Source organism: Geminicoccaceae bacterium, from assembly GCA_020638465.1.
Lineage (GTDB): Bacteria > Pseudomonadota > Alphaproteobacteria > Geminicoccales > Geminicoccaceae > JAGREO01.
Map to the genome: position 1 here is coordinate 1,957,784 of JACKIM010000002.1, position 16,451 is coordinate 1,974,234.

At 63.2% G+C, this 16,451-nt stretch carries 15 protein-coding genes; 10 read left to right on the top strand and 5 right to left on the bottom strand.

The features are described from left to right. Positions 1–209: 209 nt before the first annotated feature. The 4 genes from H6851_19430 to H6851_19445 all read left to right on the top strand — a co-directional run bounded on the left by H6851_19430 (position 210) and on the right by H6851_19445 (position 2,930). Positions 210–743, top strand: coding sequence for a MotA/TolQ/ExbB proton channel family protein (locus H6851_19430; protein MCB9945784.1), 534 nt, complete (start codon positions 210–212; stop codon positions 741–743). Next, the gene (locus tag H6851_19435; protein ID MCB9945785.1) at positions 730–1,338 is read left to right on the top strand and encodes a hypothetical protein; all 609 of its coding nucleotides are present in this window, start codon (positions 730–732) and stop codon (positions 1,336–1,338) included. Before H6851_19430 ends, H6851_19435 begins: the two co-directional genes overlap by 14 nt. Continuing rightward, positions 1,335–1,847, top strand: a complete 513-nt coding sequence (locus tag H6851_19440; protein ID MCB9945786.1) for a hypothetical protein — start codon at positions 1,335–1,337, stop codon at positions 1,845–1,847. Before H6851_19435 ends, H6851_19440 begins: the two co-directional genes overlap by 4 nt. 102 nt (positions 1,848–1,949) lie before the next feature. Next, on the top strand, positions 1,950–2,930 hold the full coding sequence (locus H6851_19445; protein MCB9945787.1) for a D-2-hydroxyacid dehydrogenase: 981 nt from the start codon (positions 1,950–1,952) through the stop codon (positions 2,928–2,930). Here the strand turns inward: H6851_19445 and H6851_19450 are convergent. Then, positions 2,925–4,163, bottom strand: coding sequence for a UbiH/UbiF/VisC/COQ6 family ubiquinone biosynthesis hydroxylase (locus H6851_19450; protein MCB9945788.1), 1,239 nt, complete (start codon positions 4,161–4,163; stop codon positions 2,925–2,927). The genes H6851_19445 and H6851_19450 overlap by 6 nt on opposite strands. Before the next feature lie 195 nt (positions 4,164–4,358). On the opposite strand from H6851_19450, the gene H6851_19455 reads away from it, so the two are divergent. The 4 genes from H6851_19455 (at position 4,359) to H6851_19470 (ending at position 8,622) form a co-directional block, all read left to right on the top strand. Next, positions 4,359–5,732, top strand: coding sequence for an ammonium transporter (locus H6851_19455; GenBank protein ID MCB9945789.1), 1,374 nt, complete (start codon positions 4,359–4,361; stop codon positions 5,730–5,732). 172 nt (positions 5,733–5,904) lie between these two features. Beyond that, a complete protein-coding gene (locus H6851_19460; protein ID MCB9945790.1) occupies positions 5,905–6,807 on the top strand; it encodes a neutral zinc metallopeptidase in 903 nt (300 codons plus the stop codon). Positions 6,808–6,883: 76 nt separating this feature from the next. Further along, complete coding sequence (locus H6851_19465; GenBank protein ID MCB9945791.1) at positions 6,884–7,606, top strand: allophanate hydrolase subunit 1; 723 nt, start codon at positions 6,884–6,886, stop codon at positions 7,604–7,606. Next, complete coding sequence (locus tag H6851_19470; GenBank protein MCB9945792.1) at positions 7,603–8,622, top strand: biotin-dependent carboxyltransferase; 1,020 nt, start codon at positions 7,603–7,605, stop codon at positions 8,620–8,622. The genes H6851_19465 and H6851_19470 overlap by 4 nt, the downstream gene beginning before the upstream one ends. 55 nt (positions 8,623–8,677) lie before the next feature. Here the strand turns inward: H6851_19470 and H6851_19475 are convergent, their stop codons facing one another. The 4 genes from H6851_19475 to H6851_19490 form a co-directional block, all read right to left on the bottom strand. After that, positions 8,678–10,225, bottom strand: coding sequence for a tripartite tricarboxylate transporter permease (locus H6851_19475; GenBank protein MCB9945793.1), 1,548 nt, complete (start codon positions 10,223–10,225; stop codon positions 8,678–8,680). A 4-nt stretch (positions 10,226–10,229) separates the two neighbouring features. Further along, positions 10,230–10,703 carry a tripartite tricarboxylate transporter TctB family protein gene (locus H6851_19480; protein ID MCB9945794.1) on the bottom strand — a complete coding sequence of 158 codons (474 nt, stop codon included), beginning with the start codon at positions 10,701–10,703 and terminating at the stop codon, positions 10,230–10,232. 45 nt (positions 10,704–10,748) lie between these two features. After that, positions 10,749–11,720: a tripartite tricarboxylate transporter substrate binding protein gene (locus H6851_19485; GenBank protein ID MCB9945795.1), complete on the bottom strand. Its 972-nt coding sequence runs from the start codon at positions 11,718–11,720 to the stop codon at positions 10,749–10,751. A 242-nt stretch (positions 11,721–11,962) separates the two neighbouring features. Continuing rightward, positions 11,963–12,586 carry a class I SAM-dependent methyltransferase gene (locus H6851_19490; GenBank protein MCB9945796.1) on the bottom strand — a complete coding sequence of 208 codons (624 nt, stop codon included), beginning with the start codon at positions 12,584–12,586 and terminating at the stop codon, positions 11,963–11,965. 392 nt (positions 12,587–12,978) lie between these two features. Here H6851_19490 and H6851_19495 point away from each other — a divergent pair, with 392 nt between their 5' ends. Then, positions 12,979–15,114, top strand: a complete 2,136-nt coding sequence (locus H6851_19495; GenBank protein MCB9945797.1) for a peptidase domain-containing ABC transporter — start codon at positions 12,979–12,981, stop codon at positions 15,112–15,114. Beyond that, positions 15,111–16,445 (top strand): HlyD family type I secretion periplasmic adaptor subunit, encoded by a 1,335-nt coding sequence (locus H6851_19500; GenBank protein MCB9945798.1) that lies wholly within the window; start codon positions 15,111–15,113, stop codon positions 16,443–16,445. The genes H6851_19495 and H6851_19500 overlap by 4 nt, the downstream gene beginning before the upstream one ends. The last annotated feature ends 6 nt before the right edge of the window (positions 16,446–16,451 follow it).

A 16,451-nucleotide genomic window follows, 5' to 3' on the forward strand; every position in this document is an offset into this window, starting at 1 on the left:
CAACTCGCCACGGAGTTCGATCGATGCCCCAGACCTTCGCGGCCCCCGGCGACAATGACCGCAACGGATCGACCTTCGGCTCGATCCTGCAGGGTCTCAATGCCGAAAGTGTCGTGGCCCAGCGCTACCTGCTGATCCTTCGCTATGCGGTCATCAACGCCACAGCTCTTGCCCTGGTCGGGGCCGTCTGGTCCGAAGGCTGGCTCAAGATGATCTTCGCCGGTGACTCCACCAATCTGGTCGTGGCCATCATCGCCGTTTTCCTGGCCGGCATTTTCCTCTGCACGCGCAAGGTCTGGCAGACCAGCATCGAACTCAACCAGCTCAAGGAGCTGCGACCATTGCCGGGTACGAGGGTGGCCGAGTTCCTCGAACGATCGCGCGCCCTCGACGGACAGGGGCGTGCCAATCTCGCCGCGGCGCTGCGCCTGAAACTCGCCACCCGCATCGCGCTGATCAAGCATATCGCCAACAGCCTCGTGCTGCTGGGCCTGATCGGAACGGTCCTGGGTTTCATCATCGCACTATCGGGCGTCAACCCGGAGACGGCATCGGATGTGAGCGCCGTCGGGCCGATGGTCTCCCTGCTCATCAGCGGCATGTCGGTCGCGCTGTATACAACACTGGTCGGGTCCATTCTCAACATGTGGTTGATGATGAACTATCGACTGCTCGAAACCGGTACCGTTCACCTGCTGACCCAGTTGGTCGACCGGGCGGAGCACTACCATGCAGACCCTTGATCCCGTCGAAGACGACGAGACCGGTACGGTATTTCGCGACGTCATCATGCTGGCGCTGGCCGGCTTCGTGGCGATTGTCATCCTTCTTCTTCCACACCTCAATCCGCCGGGCGAAAAGACCGCGGAGAATGTCGACCCTCCGGGAAACGTCATCATCGAGGTGCGCTGGCCGGACGAGATGGACAGCGATGTCGACTTGTGGGTGCAGGCTCCGGGCGACGTCCCCGTCGGCTACTCGAACAAGGGCGGCGTGATCTTCAACCTGCTGCGCGACGACCTTGGAAAGCGGGCGGACGCCACCGGAATGAACTACGAGGTTTCCTATTCCCGCGGCATCCCGCCCGGCGAATACACGGTCAATGTCCACCTCTATCGCAATCCCGCACACACCTTTCCGATCCCGGTGACAGTTGTCACCAGCGTCAAGAAGACGGCGAAGGACTCGGCCAAGCAGATCCTCGCCAGCAAGCTCGATCTCGACCGTGAGGGGCAGGAGGCCACGGTCTTCCGTTTCGAGCTCGACGGCCAGGGCGACCTTGTTCCCGGATCGGTCCACAACCTCCAGACCAAGCTCCGGAGCTGGAAAAAGTCATGACCACGATACCGCAATTCTTCACGCTTGCCGCCATAATCGGTGCCTTCCTCGCCATCTTGAGCGTCTGGTCGCCGAGGCGGACCTCGGTAAAGGTCTCCGCCGTCCTGGCCAGCATCCTGTTCCTGCCGCTGACTTATGCGGCCTTTGCAGAACTGCTGAGCAAGCCCAAGCCCGTGGCCCTCGAATGGTGGAAATCGGCAGCCGACGAGGCCACGGTGCTCGGCAGCACGGCACAGGAAAACAAGGGCATATTCCTGTGGCTACAGCTCGACAACGTCGACGAGCCCCGTTCCTACGTCCTGCCCTGGAGCCGGGAGCTGGCGCAGCAGTTGCAGGATGCGATGGAAGAAGCCGAAAAGCAGAAGACCGGCGTGCGCATGCGGCTTCCCTTCGAAAGCTCGCTCGACAACCGCGAACCGCGTTTCTATGCCCTGCCGCAGCCTGCCCTGCCGCCCAAGGATCAACTCGACGGCCCGCAGATCTACCGGCAGCCCTCAAGGGAAACCTGACCCCCGGCGTCCCGGCCCCTTCTTCCCGCCGGACTGGTCGACAGCCGCGCAAGGGCGTAAGCAACGGCTTCGCAATCACCATCCGTGAGCGGAGCCGTTTTCTTGACCACGCCTTCCGAACGCCTGCTGATCGCCCACAGCAATGCCGACAGTTATGCCCCGCAGGTCCGTCAACGTTTCCCCGACATCGAACTGGCCATTGCCCGCGATGAGAACGAGCTTGCGGGCCTGCTGCCGGATTTCATCCCGACCATCGCCTACAGTTGCACCACCCGGGCGTTCCCGCGGCACCTGCATCGGCCGATCATGGAGCAGCCCGGCCTGCGCTGGCTGCATGTGGGCGGCTCGGGCTACGAGCATTTCAGCGGTCTCGATGTACAGCGGATCACACTGACCAACGGCCGTGGCGTACTGGCCGGGTTCCAGGCCGACACGGTCATGGGCGCCATCATCGCCCTGAACCATGATTTTCACGGTTTTCGCACCGGACAACAGCAAAGGCGCTTCGAGGCGCGCAGGTTCCGGGGGCTGGCCGGCCAGCGGCTGCTGGTCGTGGGAGCCGGCGCCATTGGCCGTGCGGTCATCGGGCGTGCGGCCGGGTTCGGGTTCCACATCACCGCCGTCACGCGCGACGGGCGACGGGTCGAGGGTTGCAATGACGCAACACGACTGGATGAACTGCCCAGGGCGGTGACGATGGCCGATATCGTCAGCCTTCACCTGCCGCTCAACGAGCAGACCCGGCACATCATCGACGCCCGGCTTCTGGCGGCGATGAAACACGACGCGATCCTGGTGAATACGGCCCGGGGTGCCGTGGTCGACGAGGCGGCACTGATCGCCGAACTCGACAGGGGACGCTTTCGCGGTGTCTACCTCGATGTCTTCGAGAACGAGCCGCTGCCGCCGGAAAGCCCATTATGGGCGCATGAGCGGGTGATGATCACGCCGCACTGCAGCGATCAGGTCGAGGACTGGGAAGATCGCCACGCAATGTTCTTCATCGACAACCTTCAGCGGTGGGTCGACGGACGTCGCCTGGAGAATGTCGTCAGTCAGCCACTTCCCTCACCGTCGTCATAACGCCTCGCCACGCATCAGCCGGGGCAGATCGCCCACCAGCCCCATGGCATGACGCATGAAGAACCTGCGGGCGGGCGGGAGCCGGTCGACAACGGCCAGCCCGGTTTCGCGTGCCAGCCTGAGCGGTGTGAAATCGTTGGCGAACAGACGGTTGATCCCGTCGGTGACGGCAACCAGCGCCAGTCCGTCAAAACGCCGCCAGGCGGCATAATTCTCCAGTGCGGCACCGTCGCCCGGATCGAGGCCAAGCCGCATGCGGTCGGCGATGATCTCGGCCAGTGCAGCGACATCGCGCAGGGCGAGATTCCAGCCCTGTCCCGCAATCGGATGGATACCACGCGCGGCATCCCCGACCAGCGCGACCCGTTCGGCGACATAACTGTCCGACCAGACAAGCTGCAAGGGATAGGCCCAGCGCCGCCCCTCCAGCGACAGTCGGCCTAGGCTGTCGCCGAAGCGCTCGCTGACCTCGGCGACGAAGGCATCGTCATCCAGAGCGGTGACCTGCTTCGCCAGGCCGGTTTCCAGCGCCCAGACGATCGACGAGCGGTTGTCGCGCATGGGCAGCATGGCGAACGGACCGTCGGGAAAGAAGCGCTCGACGGCCAGTCCGCCATGCGGCTGTTCGTGCCTCAATGTGCAGACAATCCCCAGCTGGTCATAGGACCAGCGACGGGCAGATATGCCCAGCCGGTCGCGGGTGCTCGACTGACGCCCCTCGCAGACCGCCATCAACGAACCGCGCAATACCTCGCCGGAATCGGTCGTCACCGCCACCGCTCCAGCGTCGCGCTCGATTCGTTCCACACGTGCGGACGGTATCAGTCGGACCGTCTCCAGCCCCCGGACCGTGTCGACCAGCGCATTGCGGGTAACGCGGTTCTCGACGATCCATCCCAGCGGATCGTCGCCTATCTCCCGGTGATCGTAGTGCACGCGGCCCAGACTGTCCGGCTCACCCACCTCGATGTCGAGAATGGCTTCCGCCTCGCCTTCCATGCGCTCCCAGACGCCGATCCCTTCAAGCAGCCGCTTCGATCCGAGGGCTATGGCCGTAACCCGCCCGTCATGCGGGGCCGACACCAGCGTTTCGAAGGTTTGCGCCTCGATGACGGCCACCCTCGCACCGACACGACCGATGGCGATGGCCAGCGCCAGCCCGGTCAACCCGCCACCGACGACGATGACATCGACGCGCTCGCCATGGATACGTTCCCGATACGGGTTCGACATTTCATGCCTCTTTTTTCATCATCAAATTCAATTATGCCTATTTTTCAGGCAGAATTCTACTCCACCAAAGCCCCGAACGGCACAGATACACGATTGGCACGCCGTTTGCGCTGCACAATTCAGAGGTGGTGCGCGGCGTCTGCGCGCGGTGACCCCACCTGGTTCACAACGCTTGGGCAATGGCGGGAGAGACGCATGCCAATTCGTAATCGCTATTCAGGGCTGAAGGGATGGACGGTCCCGCCCCTCGCGGCAATACCGGCACTGCTGTGGGGCGTTGCCGCGAATGCGCAGGATGTGGGCGAGGCCGTCGCCGCGGCGGCACCCACCGGGGTCACACCCGAAGTCGCCTATATCCTCAATACCTTCCTGTTCCTGGTCGCCGGCTTTCTCGTCATGTTCATGGCGGCAGGCTTCGCGATGCTCGAAGCCGGTCTCGTGCGCAAGCGCAGCGTCGGCGTGCAGTGCCTCAAGAACGTCTCGCTCTTCGCCGTGTCCGGCATCACGTTCTATCTCATCGGCTACAACCTCATGTACACTGGCGTTGACGGTGGCTACATGGGGACGTTTGCCGTCTGGTATCCCGATGATACGGCGGCACTGGCCGGGGATTTCAGTGCCGGCTATGCAGCAGCGTCCGACTGGTTCTTCCAGATGGTGTTCGTCGCCACGGCCGCGTCCATCGTCTCCGGCACGCTGGCCGAACGCATCAAGTTCTGGCCCTTCATGATCTTTGCGGTCGTGCTGACCGCCATCCTCTATCCCGTCACCGGATCCTGGCAGTGGGGCGGCGGCTGGCTCTCCGAGCGCGGCTTCTCGGACTTCGCCGGCTCGACACTGGTCCATTCGGTCGGCGGCTGGGCAGCCCTCTCCGGCGCCCTGCTCCTTGGAGCACGTCACGGCCGGTTCACCAGCGACGGCCGCTCGCATCCCATGCCGGGCAGCTCCCTGCCGCTGGCGACGCTCGGCACGTTCATCCTCTGGCTCGGCTGGTTCGGCTTCAATGGCGGTTCCCAGCTCGCCATGGGTTCGGGCGCGGATGTCATCGCCATCGCCAATATCTTCATCAACACCAATGTCGCGGCCTGTGGCGGCGTGTTCACGGCAATGCTGGCAAGCCGGCTGCTGTTCAAGAAGATCGACCTGACCCTCGCCCTCAACGGCGCGATCGGCGGCCTGGTCGCGATCACGGCCGAACCCCTGGCCCCGACGCTGACCGTTGCGCTCATCGTCGGCGGCATTGGCGGCATTCTCGTCGTCGTCACCGTCCCCATCCTCGACCATCTCAAGATCGACGATGTCGTCGGCGCCATCCCGGCCCATCTCGTGTGCGGGATCTGGGGAACGCTGGCCGTCGCCATCAGCAATCCCGACACGACCTTCGCCACGCAGGCCCTCGGCGCCGCGTCCATCGGCGCGTTCATCTTCGTCACCTCTTCGGTGATCTGGTTCATCCTGCGCGCCACGGTCGGCATCCGCATTCATCCCGAAGATGAAGCCGTCGGCATCGACCAGGCGGAAATCGGGATGGAAGCCTATCCGGAGTTTGGCCCAAGCGCTGTGGTCTGAACAGTCAGGACTGCAGCCAACTGGCCCGGGAAGCCCATGCTTCCCGGGCATTTTTTGTCACGGGGGCTCCCGTTGATACGCCACCGGTGCGGCGATGGCCGGTTCCCTGCTGGCCATGGTGAGATACGGCCGATAAGATGCCTCCACGATCATACGCATGCGGGAGGGTAGCGTGCGCCTCGGACGTAGCAGACGAAGCAGCAATATCGAGGATCGCCGTGGCATGGGCGGCGGTATCGGCGCGGGAGGCAGTGGAGGCCTGCGGGTTGGCAGGGTTGCCGGGCGCGGGGGTATCGGCGTCATTGTCCTGGCGCTCATCGCCATGTTCTTCGGCGTCGACCCGAGTATCGTGCTGGGCATTTTCGGCGGTGGTGGCGGCAGCGGCTACGTGCAGCAGCAGTCGTCGGCGCCGACCGGCACACCTTCGGCCGGCGACAGCCGGGCCGATTTCGTCGCCGCCGTGCTTGGCGAGACCGAGGATGTATGGAATCCTGTCTTCCGCCAGCTGGGCCGCGACTATCGCGAGCCGACCTTGGTGCTGTTCGACGGACAGGTGGCGTCGGCCTGCGGGATGGCCAGTGCGGCTACCGGGCCGTTCTATTGTCCTGGCGACCAGAAGGTGTATCTCGATCTCTCGTTCTTCGACGACCTGACGAACCGTTTCGGTGCGCCGGGCGACTTTGCCGAGGCCTATGTCGTGGCCCATGAAGTCGGGCATCATGTGCAGACGCTGCTGGGTATCTCGCAACAGGTCCAGCAGGCCCGTGCGCAGGCTTCGGAAGCCGATGCCAATCATTATTCGGTGATGCTCGAACTGCAGGCCGACTGCTTTGCCGGTGTCTGGGCGCGGCAGGCGCATGAAAAGCGGCAGATCCTCGAAAAGGGCGACGTGCGCGAGGGGCTGGATGCGGCAGCGGCCATCGGCGATGACCGGCTGCAGAAGCAGGCCCGCGGATATGTCGTTCCCGACAGCTTCACCCATGGCAGTTCGGAGCAGCGGGTGCGCTGGTTCGAAACGGGTCTCGATGCCGGTGACATCAACGCATGCGACACGTTCAGCGCCAACAATTTGTGAGCGCAGGGCATGCCTCATCCATACCAACGGCCCTGATTCCCATGCGGAAGCGAGCGGAGCATGACCGGGTGGGTGCATGATCTCCCGACTTGGCCTGACGGGTGCGCTGGTGTCATTCGGCGATCGGCTGGACGAGGAGGCCAACCGTGCAGCCGTCGCCTTTCGTGCCCGGATCGAGGCCGAGGACCTTGAGGTCATCGAGGAGACCTCGACCTCGCTGACTTCAGTGTTTGTCCGGTTCGATGCGCTTCGTACCGACTACGAGACAATCGCGGATTGCCTGCTGTCTCTTCTTGAAGAACGGGACTGGATGACTGCGGAATTGCCGGTGGGCCGGCGCCTCTGGCGAATTCCGGTGACCTTCGGCGGTGAACATGGTCCACAACTGGAAGAAGTCGCGTCGCTGGCGGGTGTCAGGGCCGAGCAGGCGGTACAGGAACTGACCGGGCAGAACGTGCGCGTACTGGCACTGGGCTTTGCGCCGGGACAGCCCTATCTGGGCATCCTTCCCGAACGCTGGAATATTCCCCGTCAGGCCGGCCTGACGCCGCAGGTCCCCGAGGGCGCACTCGTCGTCGCGGTGCGCCAGTTCGTGTTGTTCACCATTGCCTCGCCCACGGGCTGGCGGCAGGTGGGTCGTACCGCGTTTCGCTGCTTCCGTCCCGCCGAAGATCCCCCCTTCCCGCTGCGGCCTGGCGACGAGGTGCGGTTTGTGGCCGTCAGTGCGGAGGAAATGGCGCGGATCGAGGCATCGACCGGCGATGGTTCAGGAGGTGCCATGACGGAACCCCTGCCGTGAACGCATCGCTGATCGTCCATTCGGCGGGTCCCGGCGTCAGCATCCAGGATGGCGGCCGGCCGGGCTTTCTGGCAGTGGGATTGTCGCGGGGCGGAGCAGCCGACAGACTTGCCCTGCTCGAAGCCGCGGCACTGCTCGGCCATGAGACAGCGGATGCCGCCGCCATCGAGATGGCCGGGTTCGGCGGCATCTTCGAGGCGACGGGCGCCATGCGCATAGCGCTCACAGGTGCGCCCATGCGCGCGCGACTCAATGGCGAGGCCATCGCCTGGCACGCCAGCCATGGCTTGCAGGCTGGCGACATGCTGGACATCGGCGGCCCCCTGTCGGGCCTGTTCGGCTATCTCTCACTCGGTGGCGGCATCGATACGCCACCGGTGCTGGGCAGCCGCTCGACCCACGGCGTGGCACGCATCGGGAGAAATATTCGCGCAGGCGACCGTATCCCTTCGGGGGAAGACACCCATCTCGAAAGTGTGGGCCAGCGCCTCGAACCACGGCCCCGCTTCACGGGTGGAACGGTGCGGTTTGTCGAAGGTCCGCAAACCGCGCTGTTCGACGAAGAATCACGCGACCGTTTCGTGAATACGGCATTCACCCGCGATCCCCGTGGCAATCGCCAGGGAGTACGACTGGTATTCGACGGGCCGCGCTTCGCGGTGAAAGGGCAACTCGACATCGTCTCGGAAATCATCTCGCCAGGCGATATCCAGGTCCCCGGCGATGGCTCGCCCTTTGTCCTGATGCCTGAATGCCAGACGATCGGCGGATATCCCCGCATCGGCACCATCGTCCCGGACGATCTGGCCATCGTCGCCCAGGCCGCACCGGGAACACGTCTGCGCTTTCACCTCGTCGACCCGGTCGCTGCCCTCGCCGACTACCGCCGGCAGCGCCGGGAAGAGGCCGACCTCCGCTACAAGGTCGAACCGCTCATCCGCGACCCGGCAGCCATGCGCGACCTGCTGGGCTATCAACTGATCAGCGGCGCCACCGCCGGCGATGATCCAGGCTAGAAGCCTTTCCCGTTCGGATGGCAATCCCATCCGGATGGGAAAACGCCGGCTTCAGTCAGCCGCGGGCAACCGACGACTCGCTGGCACTACCTCCATCGTCTCCTGTCGGCACCCGATGCCGATTGCGGATGGCACCGACGATGACAAAGACCCAGATGGTGATGGTGATGACTCCAAGGACGGCAGCAATGGGACGCTCGAAAAAGGCCAGAAGGTTGCCATCGGCCTTGATCATGCTCTGCATGAAATTGCGCTCGATCATCGAACCCAGGACAAGACCGAGGATCGCCGGGGCAACGGGAAAGCCGTTCTCCTCCATGACAAAGGCGATCACGCCCAGGACCAGCATGATCGTGACGCCGGCAACGGTGTTGTTGATGGCAAAGGCGCCGATCATGCACAGCATGAGAATGATCGGCATCAGCACCTCGCGCGGCACCTTGAGCATCTGCCCATAGAACTTGATCGCCAGCCAGCCGATCGGCAACAGCAGGAGATTGGCGACGAAGAAGGTCATGAACACGGCGTAGAGCAGTTCGGGATGGGTTATCATCACCATCGGCCCGGGATTCATTCCCTTCATGTACAGAATGCCGATGACAATCGCAGTGACCGTATCACCCGGTATGCCGAAGACGAGCGCCGGCACCCAGGCGCCACCAAGACTCGCATTGTTGGCGGCCCCCGCATCGACAAGCCCCTCGACATGCCCGCTGCCGAAACGCTCCGGCTCGCGGCTGGCCTTCTTCGAGATCGCGTAGGTCACCCAGGCTGCGATGTCGGCGCCAGCCCCCGGCAGAATGCCGATCAGCGTGCCGATCAGGCTTCCACGAACGAGGCCCGCCTTGTAGCGGCGGATGGACTTCAGCCCCGATGCGAAGATCGCCCCGGATGCCTGGCTGACCGTTGACACCTTTTCCCGTCCGCCGGTCGTTCCCAGTGCCCAGCGCAGGACCTCGGAGACGGCAAACATGCCGATCATGGCGGGAATGAAGCTCACCCCGCCCATGAGTTCGGTCGACCCCATGGTAAAACGCGGCTGGCCGGCCATGATATCGATGCCGATGGTCGAGATGAACAATCCCAGGAACAACGAAATCAGCCCCTTGACCGGCCGGCCGGTCGAGACGAAGGCAGCACAGGTGAGTCCGAACGTGGCCAGCCAGAAATATTCGAACGTCGAGAAGCTGAGCGCGATCTCGGCCAGCATCGGTGCCGTGAAGGCGAGTATGGTAGCTCCTACCATTCCGCCGATGACGGCGCAGACGAGCCCGGTCCCCAGACCGACATTGGCCTTGCCCTGCAAGGTCAGCTTGTGGGCATCGTCGACATAGGCGGCCGAGGCGGGCGTGCCGGGAATGCGCATCAGGGCACCCGGCAGATCGCCGGCAAAGATCGCCATGGCTGTCGTCGAGACGATGGCCGCAAGCGCGGGAATCGGATCCATGAAAAAGGTAACCGGCACCAGAAGCGCGGTCGCCAGGGTCGCCGTCAGGCCCGGCATGGCCCCGACAAAGACGCCGAACAGGCCGGCCGCGACCATGACGAACAGGACATAGGGATCGGCGACGAGAGCAATGGCCGCCAGCAGTGTGTCGATCATGGCATCACCAGGGCATCGATGGCAGGACATGTCCCTGCGGCAGGGGAACGAGCAGCATCGACCGGAATACCCAGTCGGAGACCAGTGAAAAGACCAGCGAGATCAGGACGGATGACAGCCACGCACCGCGACGGAACCGGACCATCAGGAGTCCTGTGGTCAAAAGGGAGACAAGTACAAAACCGAGTTTTCCGACCAGCAGTATAAATACCAGAATGGAGACCAGTACCGCTGCCGCGTCCAGCATGTAGGAGCGATTGATCCCCGAGACCTCGATCCAGCCGGTGGCGGCTCGCGCCCTCCAGCCGCTGACGATGAGCATGAGCCCTGAAAAGGCGAGGCCCGTACCGATGATCGTGGGAAACAGGTCAGGCCCGTAGGCCTGACCATGCGTTGCGGGAAATGTGCTGGCTTCCAGCACGATGGCGAGCCCAGCCAGAAGGGTCACGAGCCCGAGAATCGCATCATTGAATTTCATGGCACTCGCCTCCCCTCGACCGCCAGCACAACAGGTTGCCCGAGCCTACTTGGCGAGCCCGAGCTTGGTCATCACGTTGCCAAGAGCCTCGTTGCTGCTGGCCATGAACTCGCGGAAACCATCGGGTCCCTTGAAGACCATGCCGAAGCCCCGGCCGTTCATGAATTCGCGGAACTGGTCGCTTCCATGGATCTTCTCCAGCAGCGGCACGAGCTTGTCGACGACCTCCTGCGGCAGGCCCTTCGGACCGGCCACGCCACGCCATGCGCCCAACTGCCAGTCGACGCCCTCTTCCTTCACGGTCGGGACATCCGGGAAACTCGGGTTCCGGCTCTCACCCATGACCGCGAGGCTCTTGACCCTGCCGGCGTCGATCAGGGACTGGGCTTCGGGAATCGAACAGGTGACCACATCGACACCGCCTGCGACAAGATCCTGCAGGCCGGGTGCCGCACCCTCGGAGGGGACCCACGTCGCCCGGTCCGGCTCCATGCCGGCCGTCTGCAGCAGACCGGCGAGAGCGAGATGCCAGATGCCCCCCTGTCCCGTCCCCGATCCCTTGTAGGTCCCCGGATCGCTCGTACGGATATCCTCCAGCATCTCCGGAAGCGTGCTCCACGGCGCGTCGGTACGGACCTGCACGCCGGCCGAGTCCTCGTTATACAGCGCCAGGGGCGTGTAATCCTCGTAGGTGAGATCGGTCAGGCCCGCCCAATGCATCATTCCAATCTCGACGGTCACGATACCGAGCGTGTAACCGTCTGGCTCCGCGGTGGCGATGGCACTGTGACCGACCACGCCCGAACCGCCGGTGCGGTTGACGACGTTGACCGGAACTCCCAGCTCCGGCTCCAGCAGCGAGGCAAGGATGCGCGCCGTCGCGTCGGTTCCGCCTCCGGCTCCCCATGGCACGACAATGGTGATCGGATGATCCGGATAGGCAGCGTTCGCATCGGCGAATCCACCGGCGAGAATCGTGGCTGCGGCAGCAGTGAGCAACAACGTCCGACGAAGCATGAGTAGCATCTCCCCGATAATCTTTAAGGACGATATCCATTTGCTAGCCCAGCGCTCGCATTCGCACCAGTCGCTTCATGCAAAATCGCACCTCCGGGATGCATTCACCGACCGTACAAAGGTGCTGCCATGTCCCGATAAAACCCGTCCCCGCCGACAATTTCGCCATGGACTGCGGGCTGCATGCGACGATTCAGCCCTGCCTTCCGGCTCCGAAAGCCTTCCCCCTGCCCTTTCGCCAGTCAGATACCGCCCGACACTTCCGGGACGGATGGATCCTTCTGCCCGACGACACAAATCGCCGGAACCTCGGCGCTCAGCAACTCATGGTGGAGCATATGGTGAAAACCGGCGGCTTCCATCGCCGCCTCGATACGGGCCGCCATGTCCAGTGCATCGGTACGGGTGGGGTGACGCGACCTCGACTGATAGGTGCTGGCCACCTGTCCGCCATCGGCCAGCAAGGCGTGGATGCGTTCGAAAACACGGTTGAGCGAACCCAGATACTGAATCGCATTGATGGAATAGATGTGATCAAAGGGGCCGTCGCTGCCGGCGACATCGTCCAGGGTGCAAAGCCGAATCTCCGCCCGCTTGTCGCGGATCGCGGCCCGGTTGCGGGAACGTGCCTTGCGTACCATCAGGCGGGAATGATCGATCCCGAGGATGGACCCGCCTTCGAGCTTCCGGCTGCAGGCTTCGACGCCGAGACCAGGACCGCAGCCAATCTCCAGAATCCGCATGCCGGGTCGCAGGTCCAGACAATCGACCGTCCAGTCATTCCGTTCGACATGGGTCGCTCGCCTCGCCAGCGAGCCCGCGACAATCAATCCCACGAGACCGCGAGGGCGCTTGTATTGGCTCATAACAAGCGAATGAACCAGCATCTTTTCAATCCCCTATACATTCAAATTCTTGATGTTATTTTTTTCATGTCAATAGAATACACGGAGCTTTCTGCGGGTCAATTCGGGCCTTGAACAATAGCTCTCCGACAATTTGGAAACATCTACAATTATACATCGTTAAATCGATGCGAACGGATCTTGAACCACAGGCAGGACCCGAGAGGTGCCCCTGCGGTCCTGCGTTTGCCGGGTCGTATCCGGATACAGTGTTGGCGATTTTCCTGACGCGCGCTGGCAGTGATCGTACGCAATTTAATTCAACTAAAAGTAGTTGAAAAACAAAATTCATTATCTTAATGGGGGAAGTCCCATTTGAAACGGCATCACGATCTGACCCGGATGAGCCAACCATGCCGACTCCGCGAGGCGACCTTGCCCAACCCGGCGGGGCCAGTGACAACGATCCGTTGCTGTCCAGCTTCATCGCCCTGTGTGCCGAATTCGATCTGGCAACATCCGATCGCGAACTGAGAGCTGCGGCAACCATACCCGCGAATGGTGCGGATGCAGCAACATTGTACCGGCTTGCCGATCATGTCGGACTGTCGATGCAACGCCACATGGTGAATGTCCCGCGCCTCGAATCCCAACCGCCCCCCTACATTCTCGCCAGCGAAGATGATGCCTGGCTGGTACGCGGACGCAAGGGCGACAGGCTGCTGGTCATGGACATGAGCAACGGCAGCATCCACGAGGTCGAACCCGCCACTGCGGCCGACGCATCCAGCACATTGTACAGTTTTACGCCGTGCAAAAAGGAAGACCGGCACCAGGGCTTGTGGCGGCGCACGGTCGCTCTCCGCCTGCGTCCCGCACTCATCGAGATCATTGCCGCCTCGGTATTCATCAACCTCATGGCACTCGCCACACCGTTATTCATGATGACCATCTACAACAAGGTCATCAACCACGGATCCATGCAGACGCTCGACGTCCTCACCATCGGCATGGTCTCGCTGTTTGCGTTCGAACTGCTGATGCGCGGCCTGCGCGGCCACGTCATGAGCCACACCGGCTCAAAGCTCGATCTCGCGATCTCCACCGAAGTGGTCAGGCACATCCTGTCGCTGCCCCTGCACGTCATCGAACGGATGCCATCCGGCATGACAATGGAACGGCTTCGGCAACTTGACCAATTGCGCCAGTTCCTCACCGGTCATCTGCCGCTGCTTACCGTCGATCTCGCCTTCGTCGGATTTTTCCTGGCCGCACTGTTCCTCCTCAGCCCCACGATCGGCATGGTGACCCTCGCCACGATGCCGGGCTTCGTCCTGATTTCGGCACTCGCCCACAAGCGCCAGCACCGGCTGCTGCGCCAGAATTTCCGGGCCGTCGCGGGAAAGTCGGCGGGTCTTGCCGAAATGGTCGGCCAGGCGTTGACCGTGAAGGCCCTGGGCATCGAAAACGAGATGCAACGCCGCTTCGACGAACGGCAGGTCGAATGCGCCTGGACCGCGTTCAAGGCTTCGAGCCTGGCCAACCTGGTCGCAAGCTCCGCCCAGACTTTGCAGCACGTCGCCGGCCTCGTCATCGTCTACCTTGGCGCGCGGATGATCATGGCCGGAGAACTCTCCATCGGCGCCCTGGTCGCGTGCACCATCCTATCGGCCCGTGCCCTCTCGCCCATGCGCCAGATCTTCTTCGCATGGAACCAGGTGCAACAGGTTCGCGAAAGCTTCCGGCGGCTTGACGAATTGTTCACCAGTCGGGAACCGTCGATCGACCGCCGTGCCGCGGCACCCATCCAGATCACGGGACAGATCCGCCTCGAACATGTCAGTTTTCGCTACACTGCGGAGCGGCCCCTTGCGATCCGTCAGTTCGATCTCACGGTCGAATCCGGAACCATGCTTGCGATCATCGGTGCTCCCGGATCCGGCAAGAGCACGCTGGCCCGACTGATCGCCGGTCTCGAACCTCCCACGGAAGGACGGGTTTTCCTCGACGGGCACGACCTGTCAAAGGTCCCATTGACGGCGTATCGCGACCAGATCGGCATGGTGCCACAGGAAGTCCAGCTCTTCTCGGGGACGATCGCGGAAAATATTGCGATCGCTGCCGATGACGGCAGTTTCGCCCGGATTGTCGCCGCCGCCAAGTTCGTCGGCCTGCACGACATCGTGCAGGGCATGCCGCAGGGCTACGACACCATGCTGGGCGAACGCGGCATCGGCCTTTCGATCGGCCAGCGCCAGCTGGTCGCGATTGCCCGGGCCATCGTCCGCAATCCGCGGCTCATCATCCTCGATGAAGCTACCAGCGCCCTCGACGCCGCTTCGGAAAAGCGGCTGCTCGAGAATATCCGGCGCTCCGGTCGTGGCCGCACCGTGCTTCTCATAACCCATCGCAGATCGGTGGCGGAACTCTGCGACCGCGTACTCTTCATCCACGAGGGCCGCCTCGCCATATCCGGTGCCCCCCGGGAAGTCCTCGACCTCGCCGCCCGCTTTCGCACGACCCGGGAACCCGAAGAAGCCGCAACATGAGTGGAACCGAACGCATGGACGAGGACGATCGGCTGGTCGTACCCGCAACCGCCCGAGCCAGTCTGGAGCGGCGAAGTTCGCCACTGGCCAGCGCGCTCATCGGCAGCATTACCCTGATGGTCGGATTGGGTATCGGCTGGATGGCCTGGGCCGATGTCGATGAAGTGATCGACGCTCCCGGCAAGGTCGAGCCCATGGGCCGCGTGAAGGTCATCAACCACTCCCAGGGCGGTCGCATCGCCAGGCTGCATGTCACCGAAGGCACGTTCGTGCATGCCGGGGATCCACTGGTGACCTTCGCACCCGAGATCGCCCTGAGCGAGCAGCGTGGCACGGAAACCGAGCTGGATCAGGCGGATGCCGAGATTGCCAGGCTCAAGGCCGAGATCGAAGGCACGGACCTCGCCTTCCCCGCGGATCTCGCGAAACGTCGCCCCGACCTGCTGGACCAGCAGCGGGAACTCATGGAGGCCCGGCGCGAGTCGGTCAATTCCGAGCGCCGCTCGCTGCTTGAATCGGTCCGGGCACGACGCGATGGCGAACGCGAGATCGAGGCCGATACCAGACGGTTGAAAAGCGGTCTCGAACTGCTCGAACGCCAACTCGCCGCGGTCAAGGAACTCACGGAGCGCGGGCTCTATCCCAAGCTCAAGGCCCTGGAGGTGGAACGCCAGCTGGTGGAAACACGCGGATTGCTCGAACGTTCCCATGCCAGCCGCGGCAGCGCGGATGCCGCCGTGGCCGAACGCAAGGCCGAACTGGAGCGCCTGGAAAGGAAGCGGCAGAGCGACCTGCGCGCCGAGCTGGCCGGGGCGACCGCGGAACGCGACCGACTGCGCGAGGAGGCTGCCGCTCGCACGAGCGTTGTCGAGGGGCTGGAGCTGACAGCGCCCGTCGATGGTATCGTCGAGGAACTCGGTCTTCTGGCCGAGGGGCAGTCCGTGGGTGCGAATGCCCCCCTGATGAAACTGGTACCCGTCGACGATAATCTCGTCATCCGTGCCGATGTCGCCAACGAGGACATCAGCAGGATCAGGAAGGGCATGCCCGTGACGATCAAGGTAAGAGCCTACGATTTCGCCCGGTATGGAACGCTGGAGGGGACGGTCGACCAGATCGCGACCGATGCCAGCGTCAGCGAGAAGGGGCAGGCTCCAAGCTACCAGGTGTCGGTCCTGACCAACACCGCCCATGTCGGCAGCGACGCCGCCAATGCGGTATTGCCGGGCATGCTGGTCGACATCGAACTGCAGGTGGGCGAACGATCGATCCTTTCCTATCTCACAGATGGTATTACCCGCTATCGTCAGTCAGCCCTCAAGGAGGGCTGATCCGCA